This window comes from Mycobacterium sp. 1245499.0, from assembly GCF_001673615.1.
GTDB lineage: Bacteria > Actinomycetota > Actinomycetes > Mycobacteriales > Mycobacteriaceae > Mycobacterium > Mycobacterium europaeum_A.
In genome coordinates this window covers 1-12,792 of record NZ_LZMG01000111.1, presented here as the reverse complement: position 1 = coordinate 12,792, position 12,792 = coordinate 1, and the positions used below count along the sequence as shown (strand labels likewise).

The 12,792-nt window shown below is 69.1% G+C and carries 12 protein-coding genes; 7 read left to right on the top strand and 5 right to left on the bottom strand.

The window, feature by feature from the left end; genetic code table 11:
* The coding region (locus tag A5646_RS05730; protein WP_067020505.1) for a hypothetical protein at nucleotides 1-386 on the top strand (386 nt) is incomplete at its 5' end.
* A gap of 86 nt (nucleotides 387-472) precedes the next feature.
* Nucleotides 473-1,201 (top strand): 1-acyl-sn-glycerol-3-phosphate acyltransferase, encoded by a 729-nt coding sequence (locus A5646_RS05725; protein WP_066862594.1) that lies wholly within the window; start codon nucleotides 473-475, stop codon nucleotides 1,199-1,201.
* Here A5646_RS05725 and A5646_RS05720 read toward each other — a convergent pair.
* Complete coding sequence (locus tag A5646_RS05720) at nucleotides 1,198-2,490, bottom strand: glycosyltransferase 87 family protein (RefSeq protein ID WP_067020502.1); 1,293 nt, start codon at nucleotides 2,488-2,490, stop codon at nucleotides 1,198-1,200. The genes A5646_RS05725 and A5646_RS05720 overlap by 4 nt on opposite strands.
* A gap of 93 nt (nucleotides 2,491-2,583) precedes the next feature.
* Between A5646_RS05720 and A5646_RS05715 the strand changes: the two genes are divergently transcribed.
* The 3 genes from A5646_RS05715 to A5646_RS05705 all read left to right on the top strand — a co-directional run bounded on the left by A5646_RS05715 (nucleotide 2,584) and on the right by A5646_RS05705 (nucleotide 5,627).
* On the top strand, nucleotides 2,584-3,468 hold the full coding sequence (locus A5646_RS05715) for a hypothetical protein (RefSeq protein ID WP_067020499.1): 885 nt from the start codon (nucleotides 2,584-2,586) through the stop codon (nucleotides 3,466-3,468).
* Nucleotides 3,469-3,657: 189 nt separating this feature from the next.
* On the top strand, nucleotides 3,658-4,152 hold the full coding sequence (locus A5646_RS05710; protein WP_066871683.1) for a polyadenylate-specific 3'-exoribonuclease AS: 495 nt from the start codon (nucleotides 3,658-3,660) through the stop codon (nucleotides 4,150-4,152).
* Nucleotides 4,153-4,238: 86 nt separating this feature from the next.
* A complete protein-coding gene (locus A5646_RS05705; protein ID WP_067020496.1) occupies nucleotides 4,239-5,627 on the top strand; it encodes a class II 3-deoxy-7-phosphoheptulonate synthase in 1,389 nt (462 codons plus the stop codon).
* Here the strand turns inward: A5646_RS05705 and A5646_RS05700 are convergent.
* Both A5646_RS05700 and A5646_RS05695 read right to left on the bottom strand, forming a co-directional pair.
* The gene (locus A5646_RS05700) at nucleotides 5,624-7,075 is read right to left on the bottom strand and encodes an NAD(P)/FAD-dependent oxidoreductase (RefSeq protein ID WP_067020493.1); all 1,452 of its coding nucleotides are present in this window, start codon (nucleotides 7,073-7,075) and stop codon (nucleotides 5,624-5,626) included. The two genes, A5646_RS05705 and A5646_RS05700, sit on opposite strands and share 4 nt — an antisense overlap.
* Before the next feature lie 103 nt (nucleotides 7,076-7,178).
* Nucleotides 7,179-8,474 carry a protein kinase gene (locus tag A5646_RS05695; protein WP_231998244.1) on the bottom strand — a complete coding sequence of 432 codons (1,296 nt, stop codon included), beginning with the start codon at nucleotides 8,472-8,474 and terminating at the stop codon, nucleotides 7,179-7,181.
* Nucleotides 8,475-8,554: 80 nt separating this feature from the next.
* Here A5646_RS05695 and A5646_RS05690 point away from each other — a divergent pair, with 80 nt between their 5' ends.
* On the top strand, nucleotides 8,555-8,959 hold the full coding sequence (locus A5646_RS05690; RefSeq protein ID WP_007770743.1) for an Rv2175c family DNA-binding protein: 405 nt from the start codon (nucleotides 8,555-8,557) through the stop codon (nucleotides 8,957-8,959).
* 10 nt (nucleotides 8,960-8,969) lie between these two features.
* Here the strand turns inward: A5646_RS05690 and A5646_RS05685 are convergent, their stop codons facing one another.
* Both A5646_RS05685 and idsA2 read right to left on the bottom strand, forming a co-directional pair.
* Entirely contained in the window at nucleotides 8,970-10,523 is a 1,554-nt protein-coding gene (locus A5646_RS05685; RefSeq protein WP_067020490.1) for an alpha-(1->6)-mannopyranosyltransferase A, read from the bottom strand.
* Nucleotides 10,524-10,526: 3 nt separating this feature from the next.
* Nucleotides 10,527-11,576 carry a bifunctional (2E,6E)-farnesyl/geranyl diphosphate synthase gene (gene idsA2, locus A5646_RS05680; protein WP_067020487.1) on the bottom strand — a complete coding sequence of 350 codons (1,050 nt, stop codon included), beginning with the start codon at nucleotides 11,574-11,576 and terminating at the stop codon, nucleotides 10,527-10,529.
* A 270-nt stretch (nucleotides 11,577-11,846) separates the two neighbouring features.
* Here idsA2 and A5646_RS05675 point away from each other — a divergent pair, with 270 nt between their 5' ends.
* Nucleotides 11,847-12,743 (top strand): mycobacterial-type methylenetetrahydrofolate reductase, encoded by an 897-nt coding sequence (locus tag A5646_RS05675; protein WP_066873384.1) that lies wholly within the window; start codon nucleotides 11,847-11,849, stop codon nucleotides 12,741-12,743.
* Nucleotides 12,744-12,792 lie beyond the last annotated feature (49 nt).

Sequence of the window (12,792 nt, the reverse complement as noted above, 5' to 3'; positions counted from 1 at the left end):
GTGGTGGGGGTCATTCCGACATCGGTCCGGAACTGCGCAGGCTCGCCCAGACGATCCTCGACGGCATCGACCCCGCGGTGCGCGCGGCGGCGGCGCTGACGGCCGGCGCGGGCGTGGGCACCGGTAAGTGCCAACAGGTGTGGTGCCCGGTATGCGCGCTGGCCGCGCTGGCCACCGGCGACCAGCACCCGTTGCTCACCGCGATCGCCGACCACAGCATCGCCCTGCTCGAGGTGATTCGCGACATCGTCAACGACATCGACCGGTCCGGCGGCCCGGCGCCGGAACCGCCGCCCGACGGTCCGCCCGGTGGCGGGCCCGGCGCTCCCGCCGACGCCGCATCGCGGACCCGGTATCAGCCCATCCCGGTCACGCTCGAGGAGTGAGCCGCCTGCGTCGCAGGTGGTCGGTTCGGGTGGGGATGGGTACAGTTGGCGCAGAACATCAGCGGGAATAGCCGAGAGGGAGGGCCATGTGGTACTGGCTGTTCAAGTACGTGCTCCTCGGCCCGCTGCTGTCACTGCTGGGACGCCCGAAAGTCGAAGGCCTAGAACACGTTCCGAGTTCCGGGCCGGCGATACTGGCCAGTAACCACCTGGCGGTGATGGACAGCTTCTACCTTCCGCTGGTGGTGCGTCGCCGGATCACGTTTTTGGCCAAGTCGGAGTACTTCACCGGCACCGGTTTCAAGGGCTGGTTCCAGCGGTGGTTCTTCACCGCCGTCGGCCAGGTGCCGATCGACCGCACCGACGCCGACAGCGCCCGGGCCGCGCTCACGACGGCGCAGCAGGTGCTGAGCCAGGGCAAGCTGCTGGGCATGTACCCCGAGGGCACCCGGTCACCGGACGGCCGGCTGTACAAGGGCAAGACGGGACTGGCCCGGCTGGCGCTGGAGACCGGTGTTCCGGTGATCCCGGTCGCGATGATCGGCACCAACGTCGTCAACCCGCCCGGCACGAACATGCTGCGGTTCGGCCGGGTCACCGTCCGCTTCGGCAAGCCGATGGACTTCTCCCGGTTCGACGGGCTGGCCGGCAACCGCTTCATCGAGCGGGCCGTCACCGACGAAGTGATCTATGAGCTGATGGGGCTGTCCGGTCAGGAATACGTCGACATCTACGCGGCGAGCCTAAAAAAGGGCGGTGACGACGGCGCCGCCAACGGCGAGGCCGTCCGGATCCCCGAAACCGCGGCCGGTTAGCCGACGGCGGTAGCCGGCGCCAGCTGCTGCGGGGCCGCATCCCGCGCCAATCCGCGGGCGGTGACGGTGACACCCACCGTGACGAGCACCGCCAGCGCCCACCACACATAGGACATCCCGGCGAGCTGACGCCACCAGACTGCGCTGGTCTCGTGGTGCTTGGGCAGCAGGTCGATCGGCGACCACCGCATCAGCGCCACCCCCGCGGCGCTGACCACGATCAGCGCCGCATTGCGGCGCCGCCAGCCCACGATCGCCGTCACCAGCACCGCCGGCAGCACCCAGACCCAGTGGTGCGACCAGGACACCGGCGAGACCACCAGCCCGAACAGCGCGACGCAGACCAGCGCGAGCGTGGGCTCCTCGGCGCGCAACACCCGTCGCATCGCCCAGACCGTCAGCGCCAGCACCAGCAGCGACGCGGCCACCCAGAGCAGGGCGCGTTCCTGTTGCCCGAGCCCCAGCCGGGCCAGCGCGCCGGCGATGTTCTGGTCGGTGTTCAACGACGCGGAACCGATCCGGTCGGTGTGGTGCACGGTGTGCGTCCAGTACTCCCACGAGTCGTTCCAGGCCAGCACGAAACCCAGCAGCGTCGCCCCCACGAAAGACGCCAGCGCGGTCAGCGCGGCCCGGGTGTCACGGCGCAGCAGGAAATAGAGCAGGAACACCGCCGGGGTCAGCTTCAGCGCCATACCCAGGCCCAGCAACAGCCCGCGCGGCCACGGCGTGCGCCGCGGCACGCAGTCGGCGACCACCAGCGTCATCAGCACCACGTTGATCTGTCCGAAGGCGAAGTTCGAGCTGATCGGTTCCAGCCAGACCGTCGCCGCCGCCGCTGCGACGATCGCCAGCCACCACCGGCGCAGCCAGGCCGGACCGGGCAGCTTCGCCGAGGTGCTCCAGACGTCGAGGCGGGTCAGCACGATCACCGTCGACACCACCAGCAGCAACAGTGTCAGGGCGGTGATCGCGACGCTGGCGGTGGGCATGTGCATCCAGGCGAACGGGCAGAACACGATGGCCGCCAGCGGCGGATAGGTGAACGGCAGATCCACGATCGGCGTGTGGAACAGCACGTCCCCGCGGTACAGCGGGTGGCCGTCCATCCACGCCCGCGCGCCCATCTGATAGACATCGATGTCGATGCGATAGGGCGTGTGCCCGAACAGCTGCCACGCCGCATAACTGAGCCCCGCGGCGGCGGTCAGCCACGCCAGCCCCCACCCCAGCACCCACCCGGGGCCCCGCTTGCCTGCCAAGCCCACGCCGGGCGCCTGCCGTGTACTCATGTCGCACCACAGCGTAATGGGTGCGCGGCCCCCGACCCGCCTGGTGCAGCGCGGGTCCCACCTGCCCGGCGCAGACAGGCGTAGCTTTCAAGAGTGCTCCATTCGTTCGTGTCCGAGGTGACCCGATGGTTTGCCCACGACGTGTACGACCGCGGGCACCTGCCGCTGCTGTGCTGCCTGGTCGCCTTCATCCTGACGTTTTTCGTCACGCGGACGTTCGTGCGGTTGATCCGGCACCGCGCGGACAACGGCAGGCCCACCCGGTGGTGGCACCCGCGCAACGTCCACGTCGGGGGAGTGCACATTCACCACGTGACCTTCGGGGTGGTGCTGACCCTGCTCTCCGGCCTGACGCTGGTCACGCTGGCCATCGACGGGCATGAACCCGAATTCACCATCGCGGCAGCCTTTTTCGGGATCGGCGCCGCCCTGGTTCTGGACGAGTACGCACTGATCCTGCACCTGTCCGACGTGTACTGGTCCGAAGACGGCCGCACCTCGGTGGACGCGGTGTTCGCCGCGGTGGCGGTGGCCGGGCTGTTGATCATGGGTCTGCACCCGCTGATGTTTTTCCTGCCGATCTGGCACAACGCCGACTCGGCGATGCTGCGGGCCGTGGTGGCCAGCGCCATGGCGCTGACGTTGCCCCTGGCCGTCGTGGTGGTGCTCAAGGGCAAGGTGTGGACCGGCCTGCTGGGCATGTTCCTGGTCATCCTGCTGGTGATCGGCGCCATCCGGCTGTCGCGCCCGCACGCCCCGTGGGCGCGGTGGCGGTATTCGACGCAACCGGACAAGATGCGCCGCGCGCTGCAACGCGAGCGGAGACTGCGCCGCCCGGTGGTGCGGGCCAAGCTGTACCTGCAGTGCGCCATCGCCGGCACACCGCGGCTGCCCGACGAACGCACCGTCGACGCCACGCTCGACCACGAGATCCACCCCGCGCCGGCGCCCACCGGGCCCATCCTGATCAGTCGGTAGCCGGCTTCCCGGCCGATGGACCGGCTCCTCTTTCGTGCCGTGCCGGTACTCATCGTCGCCGGTCTAGGCCGATGGACCGGCTCCTCTTTCGTGCCGTGCCGGTACTCATCGTCGCCGGTCTAGGCCGATGGACCGGCTCCTCTTTCGTGCCGTGCCGGCACTCATCGTCGCCCGTCTAGGCTTTCTCCGGTGCGGTACTTCTACGACACCGAATTCATCGAGGACGGCCGCACCATCGAGCTGATCTCGATCGGGGTGGCCGCCGAAGACGGCCGCGAGTACTACGCGGTGTCCACCGAATTCGACCCCGAGCGCGCCGGGCCCTGGGTGCGCGCCAACGTGCTGCCCAAGCTGCCGCCCCCGGCGTCGCAGCTGTGGCGCTCGCGCCGCCAGATCCGAGAGGACCTGGAGGACTTCTTCGGCCTGAATTCCGGGCGGGCGGCCGCCGAGCCGATCGAGCTGTGGGCGTGGGTGGCGGCCTACGACCACGTGGCCTTGTGTCAGCTGTGGGGCACCATGCCGGAGCTGCCGCGAGCGATCCCGCGCTTCACCCGTGAGCTGCGGCAACTGTGGGAGGACCGGGGCAGCCCACGGATGCCGCCCCGATCGTCCGACGCGCACGACGCGCTGGTCGACGCGCGCGATCAGCTCCGCAGATACCGGCTCATCACCGGTGGGGACTGAGACGCCGGCGGGACGCACCCGGCCGGGCCGCGTTCCCGCAGATCAGCCCTGACCAGGGACCCCCGCGCCGCGGTTACGATGGACCGATGAACTGGACCGTCGACATACCGATCGATCAGCTGCCGCCGCTGCCGCCGCTGCCGACCGATCTGCGGGCGCGGCTGGACGCCGCACTGGCCAAACCGGCCGCCCAGCAGCCCAGCTGGCCCGCCGACCAGGCGACGGCAATGCGCACGGTCCTCGAAAGCGTCCCGCCGGTGACGGTGCCGTCGGAGATCGTCCGGTTGCAGGAGCAGCTGGCCCAGGTGGCCCGGGGCGAGGCGTTCCTGCTGCAGGGTGGGGACTGCGCGGAGACGTTCACCGAGAACACCGAACCCCACATCCGCGGCAATGTCCGCACGCTGCTGCAGATGGCGGTGGTGCTGACATACGGCTCGAGCATGCCGGTGGTCAAGGTGGCCCGCATCGCCGGCCAGTACGCCAAGCCGCGCTCGGCCGACATCGACGCGTTGGGGTTGAAGTCCTACCGCGGCGACATGATCAACGGCTTCGCCCCGGACGCCGCCGTGCGCGACCACGACCCGTCGCGGCTGGTGCGCGCCTACGCCAACGCCAGTGCGGCGATGAACCTGGTTCGGGCGCTGACGTCGTCGGGATTGGCCTCGCTGCACCTGGTGCACGACTGGAACCGGGAATTCGTCCGGACCTCGCCGGCCGGCGCCCGATACGAGGCGCTGGCCACCGAGATCGATCGCGGGCTGCGCTTCATGAGCGCCTGCGGGGTGGCCGACCGCAACCTGCAGACCGCCGAGATCTACGCCAGCCATGAGGCTTTGGTGCTGGACTACGAGCGGTCCATGCTGCGCCTGTCCGAAAGCGACGGCGGCGAACCGCAGCTGTATGACCTGTCCGCGCACACCGTGTGGATCGGTGAGCGCACCCGCCAGCTCGACGGCGCGCACATCGCCTTCGCCGAGGTGATCGCCAACCCGATCGGCGTCAAGATCGGCCCGACGATCACCCCGGAGCTGGCCGTCGAATACGTCGAGCGGCTCGACCCGAACAACAAGCCCGGCCGGCTGACGCTGGTGAGCAGGATGGGCAACAACAAGGTTCGCGACCTGCTGCCCCCGATCGTGGAGAAGGTCCAGGCCACCGGTCACCAGGTGATCTGGCAGTGCGACCCGATGCACGGCAACACCCACGAGTCGTCCAACGGTTACAAGACCCGCCACTTCGATCGCATCGTCGACGAGGTGCAGGGCTTCTTCGAGGTGCACCGCGCGCTGGGCACGCACCCGGGCGGCATTCACGTCGAGATCACCGGCGAGAACGTCACCGAGTGTTTGGGTGGCGCGCAAGACATTTCGGACACCGACCTGGTCGGCCGTTACGAAACCGCTTGCGACCCACGGCTGAACACCCAGCAGTCGCTGGAGTTGGCCTTCCTCGTCGCCGAGATGCTGCGCGACTAGCCGCGCGCCGAAAGCCGCTCCCGCTGTACGCCCTGCGACGCCGGGGTGGCCGGGGCAGTGCGGCTTCGCTTCGAGGTGAGCCGGGCTCGCAGGTTGCCCCACACGATGCGCGGTAACAGGGCGGGATCCTGCAGCCGTGAGGGCGGGTCGATGAAGTTGGAGACCCGAAAGAAGCGTTCGGTCAGGACGACGTCCCGGGTCGAGGCGTTCAGTGCGGCGCGCGAGACCCAGCCTGAGAGTCGCCGGCGTAGTCCGCGCGGCCGGTAGCCGCCGGACGTGGCCCGGTCCCTGGCCCGATTGGCGGCCCACGTCTGGCCGATGTACTGGGCCGTTGCCCGGAAAAAGCGTTGCGCCAGTTGGGCATCGCCCGCGCTCAGGCAATCGCGCAGGGTCAGTGCTTCCAGCGCGGCGATCGTCATGCCCTGGCCGTAGGTCGGATCGAGGCTGCAGAGCGCGTCGCCCATCACCAGCAAACCCGAAGGGAAATCGGCCATTTGGTCGTAGCGCCGCCAGATCGCGGCGGTGTGGTGGTATGTCACGGCTTCACCGATGGGATAGGCGCGGCGCAGGCCCTCGATGATGGCGGGGGGCAGCGCCGGCTCGGCCATCGCGAGCATCGCGGCGAAATCGGTTGGCGGCTCGCCGGCCTCGGCCGGCACGCCGATCGCCAGCATGAACGTGTCGTGCTCGTTGGCCAGCAACAAGCCCCCCGGCCGGCCGCCCCCCGGGTTGAACATCACCAGCCGCTGGGCGATCGATCCCTCGGGCATGCTCAACTGTTGGCTCGCGTAGCCGTATCGGGCCACCGCCCGATCCTCGGTTGGCCGTGCATAACCCAGGCTCTCCAGAAACGCCGGGGTGCGTGCGGCGCGCCCCATGGCGTCCACCACCAGATCGGCGTCCAGCTCGGTGAGAAAACCGTTGTAGCGCCGGGTGATTCGCACGCCGTTGACGATGTCCGCGGTGTTGAGAAGTTCGGACACGTCGTGCCCGTCGAGGAAGGTCACGTTCGGCAGGGCCTTGACCCGCCGACGGACGTGAAACTCCATGAACGGCCGGGTCGTCATGTGCAGCGCCAACGCGTCCGGATCGGCGAACGTCCCCGAGTGTTTCATCTCGTAGCGCCCGAAGCGCACGTAGAACCGCGACAGATCGCCGTCGTCGACGACGACCGCCCCCGCCCTGGACAGGTCCTCGAGCAGGCCGGGAAACAATTCTTCCAGCACCTGCAGGCCGCGGCTGTAGAAGTTGTGCACGTGACGGCCCTGGGGGATTCCCCGCCGGTGGCACGGATGGTCGGGCAATCTGTCCCGCTCGACCACACTGACCGAATCGTAGAACTCCGAAAGTACACGCGCGGCAAGCAAACCCGCCATTCCGGCACCCAGTACGACTGCGTGCTCGCCGAGCCGGTTCGGCGAGTCGACGCGATGCGTTGTCGAACCCATGCAGAAGTACGGTACACCAAAATTAAGAAAAATAAGAGAATTTTGTGATTACTTTAAGACGCGTGTCGTCGTGCCGGGTTACGTCGACCCCGAGTGCGGCCGGCTACAGCAGACCGTCGAGGTTGCTGCCGACCGTCCACGCCGCGGTCGCGACCAGCCCGGTGATCGCCAGGATCACCGCCACCCACACCAGCACCATGCGCCGGTTGTGCTGGCGCGCCCAGACGAACTCGCTGATCGGGATGCCCGCGAATTCGCCTGTGACAGCCTCGTATTCGTAGTCGTCCTCGGGCTCGACGTCGGTCTGCACCGGGCGTTTCGGCTCCGGCCAGTCCTGCGGCCCCCGCGTCAGCTGGCGCGTGGGTGCACGCACCGGCGCCGGTCCGGGCGGCGCGGGCCGGTGCGGTGGCCGCTGGCCCATCCGGCTGTGCTGCGCCGCCGCCGAACGGTGTTGCGCGGAGTTGCGTGGCGCCGGCACGGAGAACTCCGGCAGCGCAAGCTCGTCGGCGATGGCGTCGAGGTCGGCTCGCATCTCGATCGCGTCGGCGTAGCGGTCGGCGGGGTCGCGGGCCGTGGCGCGCTGGACGAATTCGTCGAACTGCCCGGGCACGCCGTCGATGACCGCACTCGGCGGCGGCACGTCGGTGTCCAGCCGCTGGTAGGCGAGCGACAACGCGGAGTCGCCGGTGAACGGTGTGCGCCCGGTGAGCAGCTCGTAGGTCATGATCCCCGCGGAGTAGACGTCGCTGCGCGCAGTGGCGGTGCCGTCGCGCACCTGTTCGGGTGACAGATAGGCGGCGGTGCCCAAAATGACGCTGGCGGAGGTGATTCCGGCGGCGGCGACGGCTCGCACCAACCCGAAGTCGGCGATCTTGACCTCGCCGTCGTCGGAGATCAGCACGTTCTCGGGCTTGACGTCGCGATGCACTAGGCCGGCCCGGTGCGCGGCGGCCAGCCCGCCCAGCACCGGACGAAGCACCGCGGCGACGGCATAGGGCGGCATGGGTCCGCGTTCGCCCAGCAGTTCGCGCAGCGTGCCGCCCTCGATGAGCTCCATCACCAGAAACGGGTGCCGGGCGTCCAGGCCCTGGTCGTAGACCGCGACCAGCCCGGGGTCCTTCAGTCGGGCGACGGTCTGGGCCTCCCGCTGGAAGCGGGTCAGGAATTGCTCGTCGCCGGCGTAGCGAGAATCCATCACCTTCACCGCGACGGGGCGGTCCAGGCGGGTGTCCAGGCCGCGGTACACCGTCGACGTGCCGCCGCTGGCGATCCTGGACTGAACCAGGTAGCGGCCGTCCAGCAAGGCGTTCTCCAACGGATCGGCCGACCCGGATTGGGGACGGCGACCATGCGGGCCGACCCGGCCCGAGGCGGGGCCGGGCGATTGCGCTTGGGCCACGGGGCCATCGTAGGTGTGCGGCCGTGATTGGCCGGTAGAACACGGGTTCAAGGTGGCCATCTAGGCCTACACTTGCCGGGATGAGCAGTATTCCTGCCGGCGACGATGTGCTAGAGCCCGACGAGCCGATCTATGACCTCAAGCGGGTCGCCGAACTGATGGGGGTGCCGGTCACCAAGGTGCATCAGCAACTCCGGGAGGGCCACCTGGTTGCGGTTCGCCGCGACGAGGGTCTGGTGGTGCCGCAGGTGTTCTTCACCAAGTCCGGTGAGGTGGTCAAGAGCCTGCCGGGACTGCTGACCATCCTGCACGACGGCGGCTACCACGACACCGAGATCGTGCGCTGGTTGTTCACCCGGGATCCCTCGTTGACGGTCACCCGTGACGGCAGCCGCGACGCCCTCAACAACGCCCGTCCGGTCGACGCCCTGCACGCCCATCAGGCCCGTGAGGTCGTGCGCCGGGCGCAAGCGATGGCCTACTGAGCCCGTTCGCTCAATCGGCGGGGACGTCGGCGGCGACGCCCGCGGGCTCGGCCTGCCGCGCGGGGGCCCGATACAGGCTGTAGCCGGCGATCAGCGCGCAGACGGTGGCCAGCGAAAAGTGCAACCACGAGTACATGCCGTGCGAGCCATCGGGTTTGAAGATCACCATCACCCAGGTCGACACGCCGCCGATGAGCGCGACCGCCCGCCGCGACTGCGCCAGCGGGGCCACGATCGCCAGCGGCCACGAGTAGTACCAGGGCAGTGCGGCCGGCACGAACAGCACCACGATCAACATCGACCACGCGATGCCGGTAAGCGCGGCCCGGTCGTCGCGGCGAAACCGCCACCACAACAGCGGCAGCGAAATCGCGATGATCGCGATGCCGGCCAGCCGGGTGACGCGAAGGATCGGATAGAAGCTCACCGGGAAGAACCCGCCGCCGATCGCGTGGATCAGGTTGGCGGCCGCGGTGGGCACGGTCAGCCAGTTGATGATCTTCACCGATCCGGCCAGCGCGGTCAGCCAGCCCAGGCCGACGCCGGCCACCGCCGACAGGACCGCGAACACCACCAAAAAGATCAGCAGCGACAACGCCGTGGCCGCGAAAAACGCTGGCACCGGCCGATATCCGCGCCGATCGCGCAGCTGACGCGCCCACACCCACACCAGAAAAGGCAGCGCGATGCCGGCGGTGGCTTTGACCGCGATGGCGACGGTGATCAGCGTGATGCCGGCAACGGGGCGGCCACCGAACGTCAACGCGATGCCGGCGGCCATCAGGCCCACCATCAGCATCTCGTTGTGCACCCCACCCATCAGATGGATGAGCACCAGGGGGTTGAGCACGCAGATCCACAGCGCCGTCGCACCGTCGGCGCCCAGCTGGTGCGCGATGCGGGGGGTCGCCCAGACCAGCAGCGCCAGGCCGGGCAGCATGCAAAGTCGCAGCAACGCGGTGCCGGCCACCACGTTGTTGCCGACCACGATGGTGATGATCTTGGCCACCAGGATGAACACCGGGCCATAGGGTGCGGTGGTGATGGACCAGATGGGACTGACGTTGTCCAACAGGCTGTTTGGGTTGGCGACCGGGCCGACGGCGTACGGGTCCAGTCCGTCGCGCAGCAACGCCCCCTGCGCCAGGTAGGAATAGGTGTCCCGGCTGAAGACGGGCACCGACACCAGCAGCGGCGCCAGCCAGAACGCGGTGGTGGCCTTCATGACGAACTCGGTCGCCTCGCCGGCCAACACCCGACGGCCCAGGGCGAGCCACGCGATCAGCATCAGACCGACACCGGTCCACAACACGATCGACGACAGCACCAGGCCGTGCCCAAAACGCAACCAGGACATGTGCATCGACTCGAGCAGCGGGTCGTGCTGGCGGGTGCTGCCCGCGCCCAGGCCGCCCAGGGTGATCAGCACCGAGCCGAGCACGCCCAGTTTCGCCGGGCGGGAGTCGCCGGCGGCGAGGAAGGCCTTCAGCCGTGAAACCCATTCACCGCGTGCCGGTTTGGCCGCCGGTGAGTCGGCTGCCGGGCTATCGATTGGCGTCGTCATCGGTCAGGCGGACCGGTTCGTGGCCAGCTTGGCCAGTTCGGACAGGCCCGCTTTGGCCGCGGTGTTGATGGGTGCGGCCGCCAGGGTGGCCAGCGCCCGCTGGGTCAGCGTGGCGATCCGCTGCTCGGCCGCGGCCAGCGCCCCCACCGACTCGATGACGTCGCGCAGCTGATCCACCTGCGCATCGGTCAGCCGGGCCCCGATTGAGGTACGTAACAGGTTGGCCGCCAACGGGTCTGACTTCTCCGCCAGCTCCACCGCCTCGGCCAGCAGCACGGTGCGCTTGCCCGATCGCAGATCGTCCCCGGACGGCTTGCCGGTCACCGTGGGGTCACCGAACACGCCCAGCACGTCGTCGCGCAGCTGGAACGCCACCCCCAGGTCTGTGCCGAACTGGCTGAAGACGTCGTGGACGTCGGGCCGGTCGGCGGCGGCGGCCGCCCCGAGTTGCAGCGGCCGGGACACGGTGTAGCAGGCGGTTTTGAAGGTGTCGACGTTCATCGCCGAGGCGATCGAGGCGGCCGCGCTGGCCTCGGCGACGATGTCGAGGTACTGCCCGCCGAGCACCTCGGTGCGAATGTTCGCCCACACCCGCCGGACCCGGCGCGCCGCCTGCGGCGTCAACTCCACCCCGAACACGATGTCGTCGGCCCAGGCCAGCGCGAGATCGCCGAGCAGGATGGCCGCCGACATCCCGAACTGCTCGGGCGAGCCCTGCCAGTGCCGCTCGCGATGCAGCGCCGCGAACTGGACGTGGGTGGTCGGCCGGCCGCGTCGGGTGGAGGAGTCGTCGATCACGTCGTCGTGCACCAGCGCGCAGGCGTGCAGCAGCTCGAGTGCGGAAAACAGCAGCAGCGCTTGCTCATCGGGCGCTTCGGTGGTCACCGCGCGCCAGCCCCAATAGGCGAAGGCGGGCCGCAGCCGCTTGCCCCCGCCCAGCACGAAGTCTTCCAGCGCGGCGATCAGACCGCTGTAGTCGTCTCCGATGTACGCGGTCTCGGTGCGCCGGTCGTGCATGTACCGCCGCAACTGGTCGGTGATGGCGCCGGTCAACTCGACGGTTGCCGCTGCTGCTGTGGCTCCTAGGCTCAGCGCGGCGCCCCTTTCTGCTCGGCTGGCTGGGTGTTCCAGGCCCGACCAGTGTATTCGCCGCGGCGCCCGGGTCGCCTTCCCCACGGTTTCCCCACGGCGCGGGCGGGCGGACCCAGTTGCTTCGCATGGCTCACAAACCCGCCCCTATGCTGGCGGGTGCGCTGGGGGCCGCGAATGCTGCGCGGCCGCAAGACGCCCCGGGCCAATAGTCGTCAGATGGAGAGAAGCCGCGTGACCCTCAACACCATTGCGCTCGAGCTGGTGCCGCCGAACGCCGACGAAGGTCGGGAGCGGGCGCTGGAAGAGGCGCACAAAGTGGTGCGGAATTCGGCCGAGGCGGGCCTGGGCGGCCGGATCCGGCACGTGATGATTCCGGGGATCATCGCCGAGGACGACGACCGCCCCATCCAGATGAAGCCCAAGCTGGACGTGCTCGACTTCTGGTCGATCGTCAAGCCGGAACTGCCCGGGATCAACGGCCTGTGCACGCAGGTCACCGCCTTCATGGACGAGGCGTCGCTGCGCGCGCGGCTGACCGAGCTGACCTCGGCGGGCATGGAGGGCGTGGTCTTCGTCGGGGTGCCGCGCACCATGAACGACGGCGAGGGCTCCGGCGTCGCCCCCACCGACGCCCTGTCGATCTACCGCGAGCTGGTGACCAACCGCGGCGTGATCCTCATCCCCACCCGGGACGGCGAACAGGGCCGGTTCAACTTCAAGTGCGACCAGGGCGCCACCTACGGTATGACGCAGCTGCTGTACTCCGACGCGATCGTGGGCTTCCTGAGCGAGTTCGCCAGGCAGACCGACCACCGGCCGGAGATCCTGCTGTCGTTCGGCTTCGTGCCGAAGATGGAGAGCCGGGTCGGGCTGATCAACTGGCTCATCCAGGACCCGGGCAACCCGGCGGTGGCCGCCGAGCAGGAGTTCGTCAGGAAGCTGGCCGCCGGCGAACCGGCGCAGAAGCGCCAGCAGATGCTCGACCTGTACAAGCGGGTCATCGACGGGGTTGCCGAGCTGGGCTTCCCGCTGAGCATCCACCTCGAGGCGACGTACGGAAATTCCGGGCCGGCCTTCCAGACGTTCGCGGAGATGCTCGCCTACTGGTCACCGGGCCGGCAGGGGTAGCTAGCTGGGCGGCGGCTGGTCGCGCGGCGCCGTCAACCGCGGTGACCGG

Bases quoted from the DNA above. Each gene is read 5' to 3' on its own strand.
- A5646_RS05685 (WP_067020490.1), bottom strand. From the start codon at position 10,523: ATGACGACGCCAATCGATAGCCCGGCAGCCGACTCACCGGCGGCCAAA.
- A5646_RS05725 (WP_066862594.1), top strand. From the start codon at position 473: ATGTGGTACTGGCTGTTCAAGTACGTGCTCCTCGGCCCGCTGCTGTCA.
- A5646_RS05700 (WP_067020493.1), bottom strand. From the start codon at position 7,075: ATGGGTTCGACAACGCATCGCGTCGACTCGCCGAACCGGCTCGGCGAG.
- A5646_RS05705 (WP_067020496.1), top strand. From the start codon at position 4,239: ATGAACTGGACCGTCGACATACCGATCGATCAGCTGCCGCCGCTGCCG.
- A5646_RS05720 (WP_067020502.1), bottom strand. From the start codon at position 2,490: ATGAGTACACGGCAGGCGCCCGGCGTGGGCTTGGCAGGCAAGCGGGGC.
- A5646_RS05690 (WP_007770743.1), top strand. From the start codon at position 8,555: ATGAGCAGTATTCCTGCCGGCGACGATGTGCTAGAGCCCGACGAGCCG.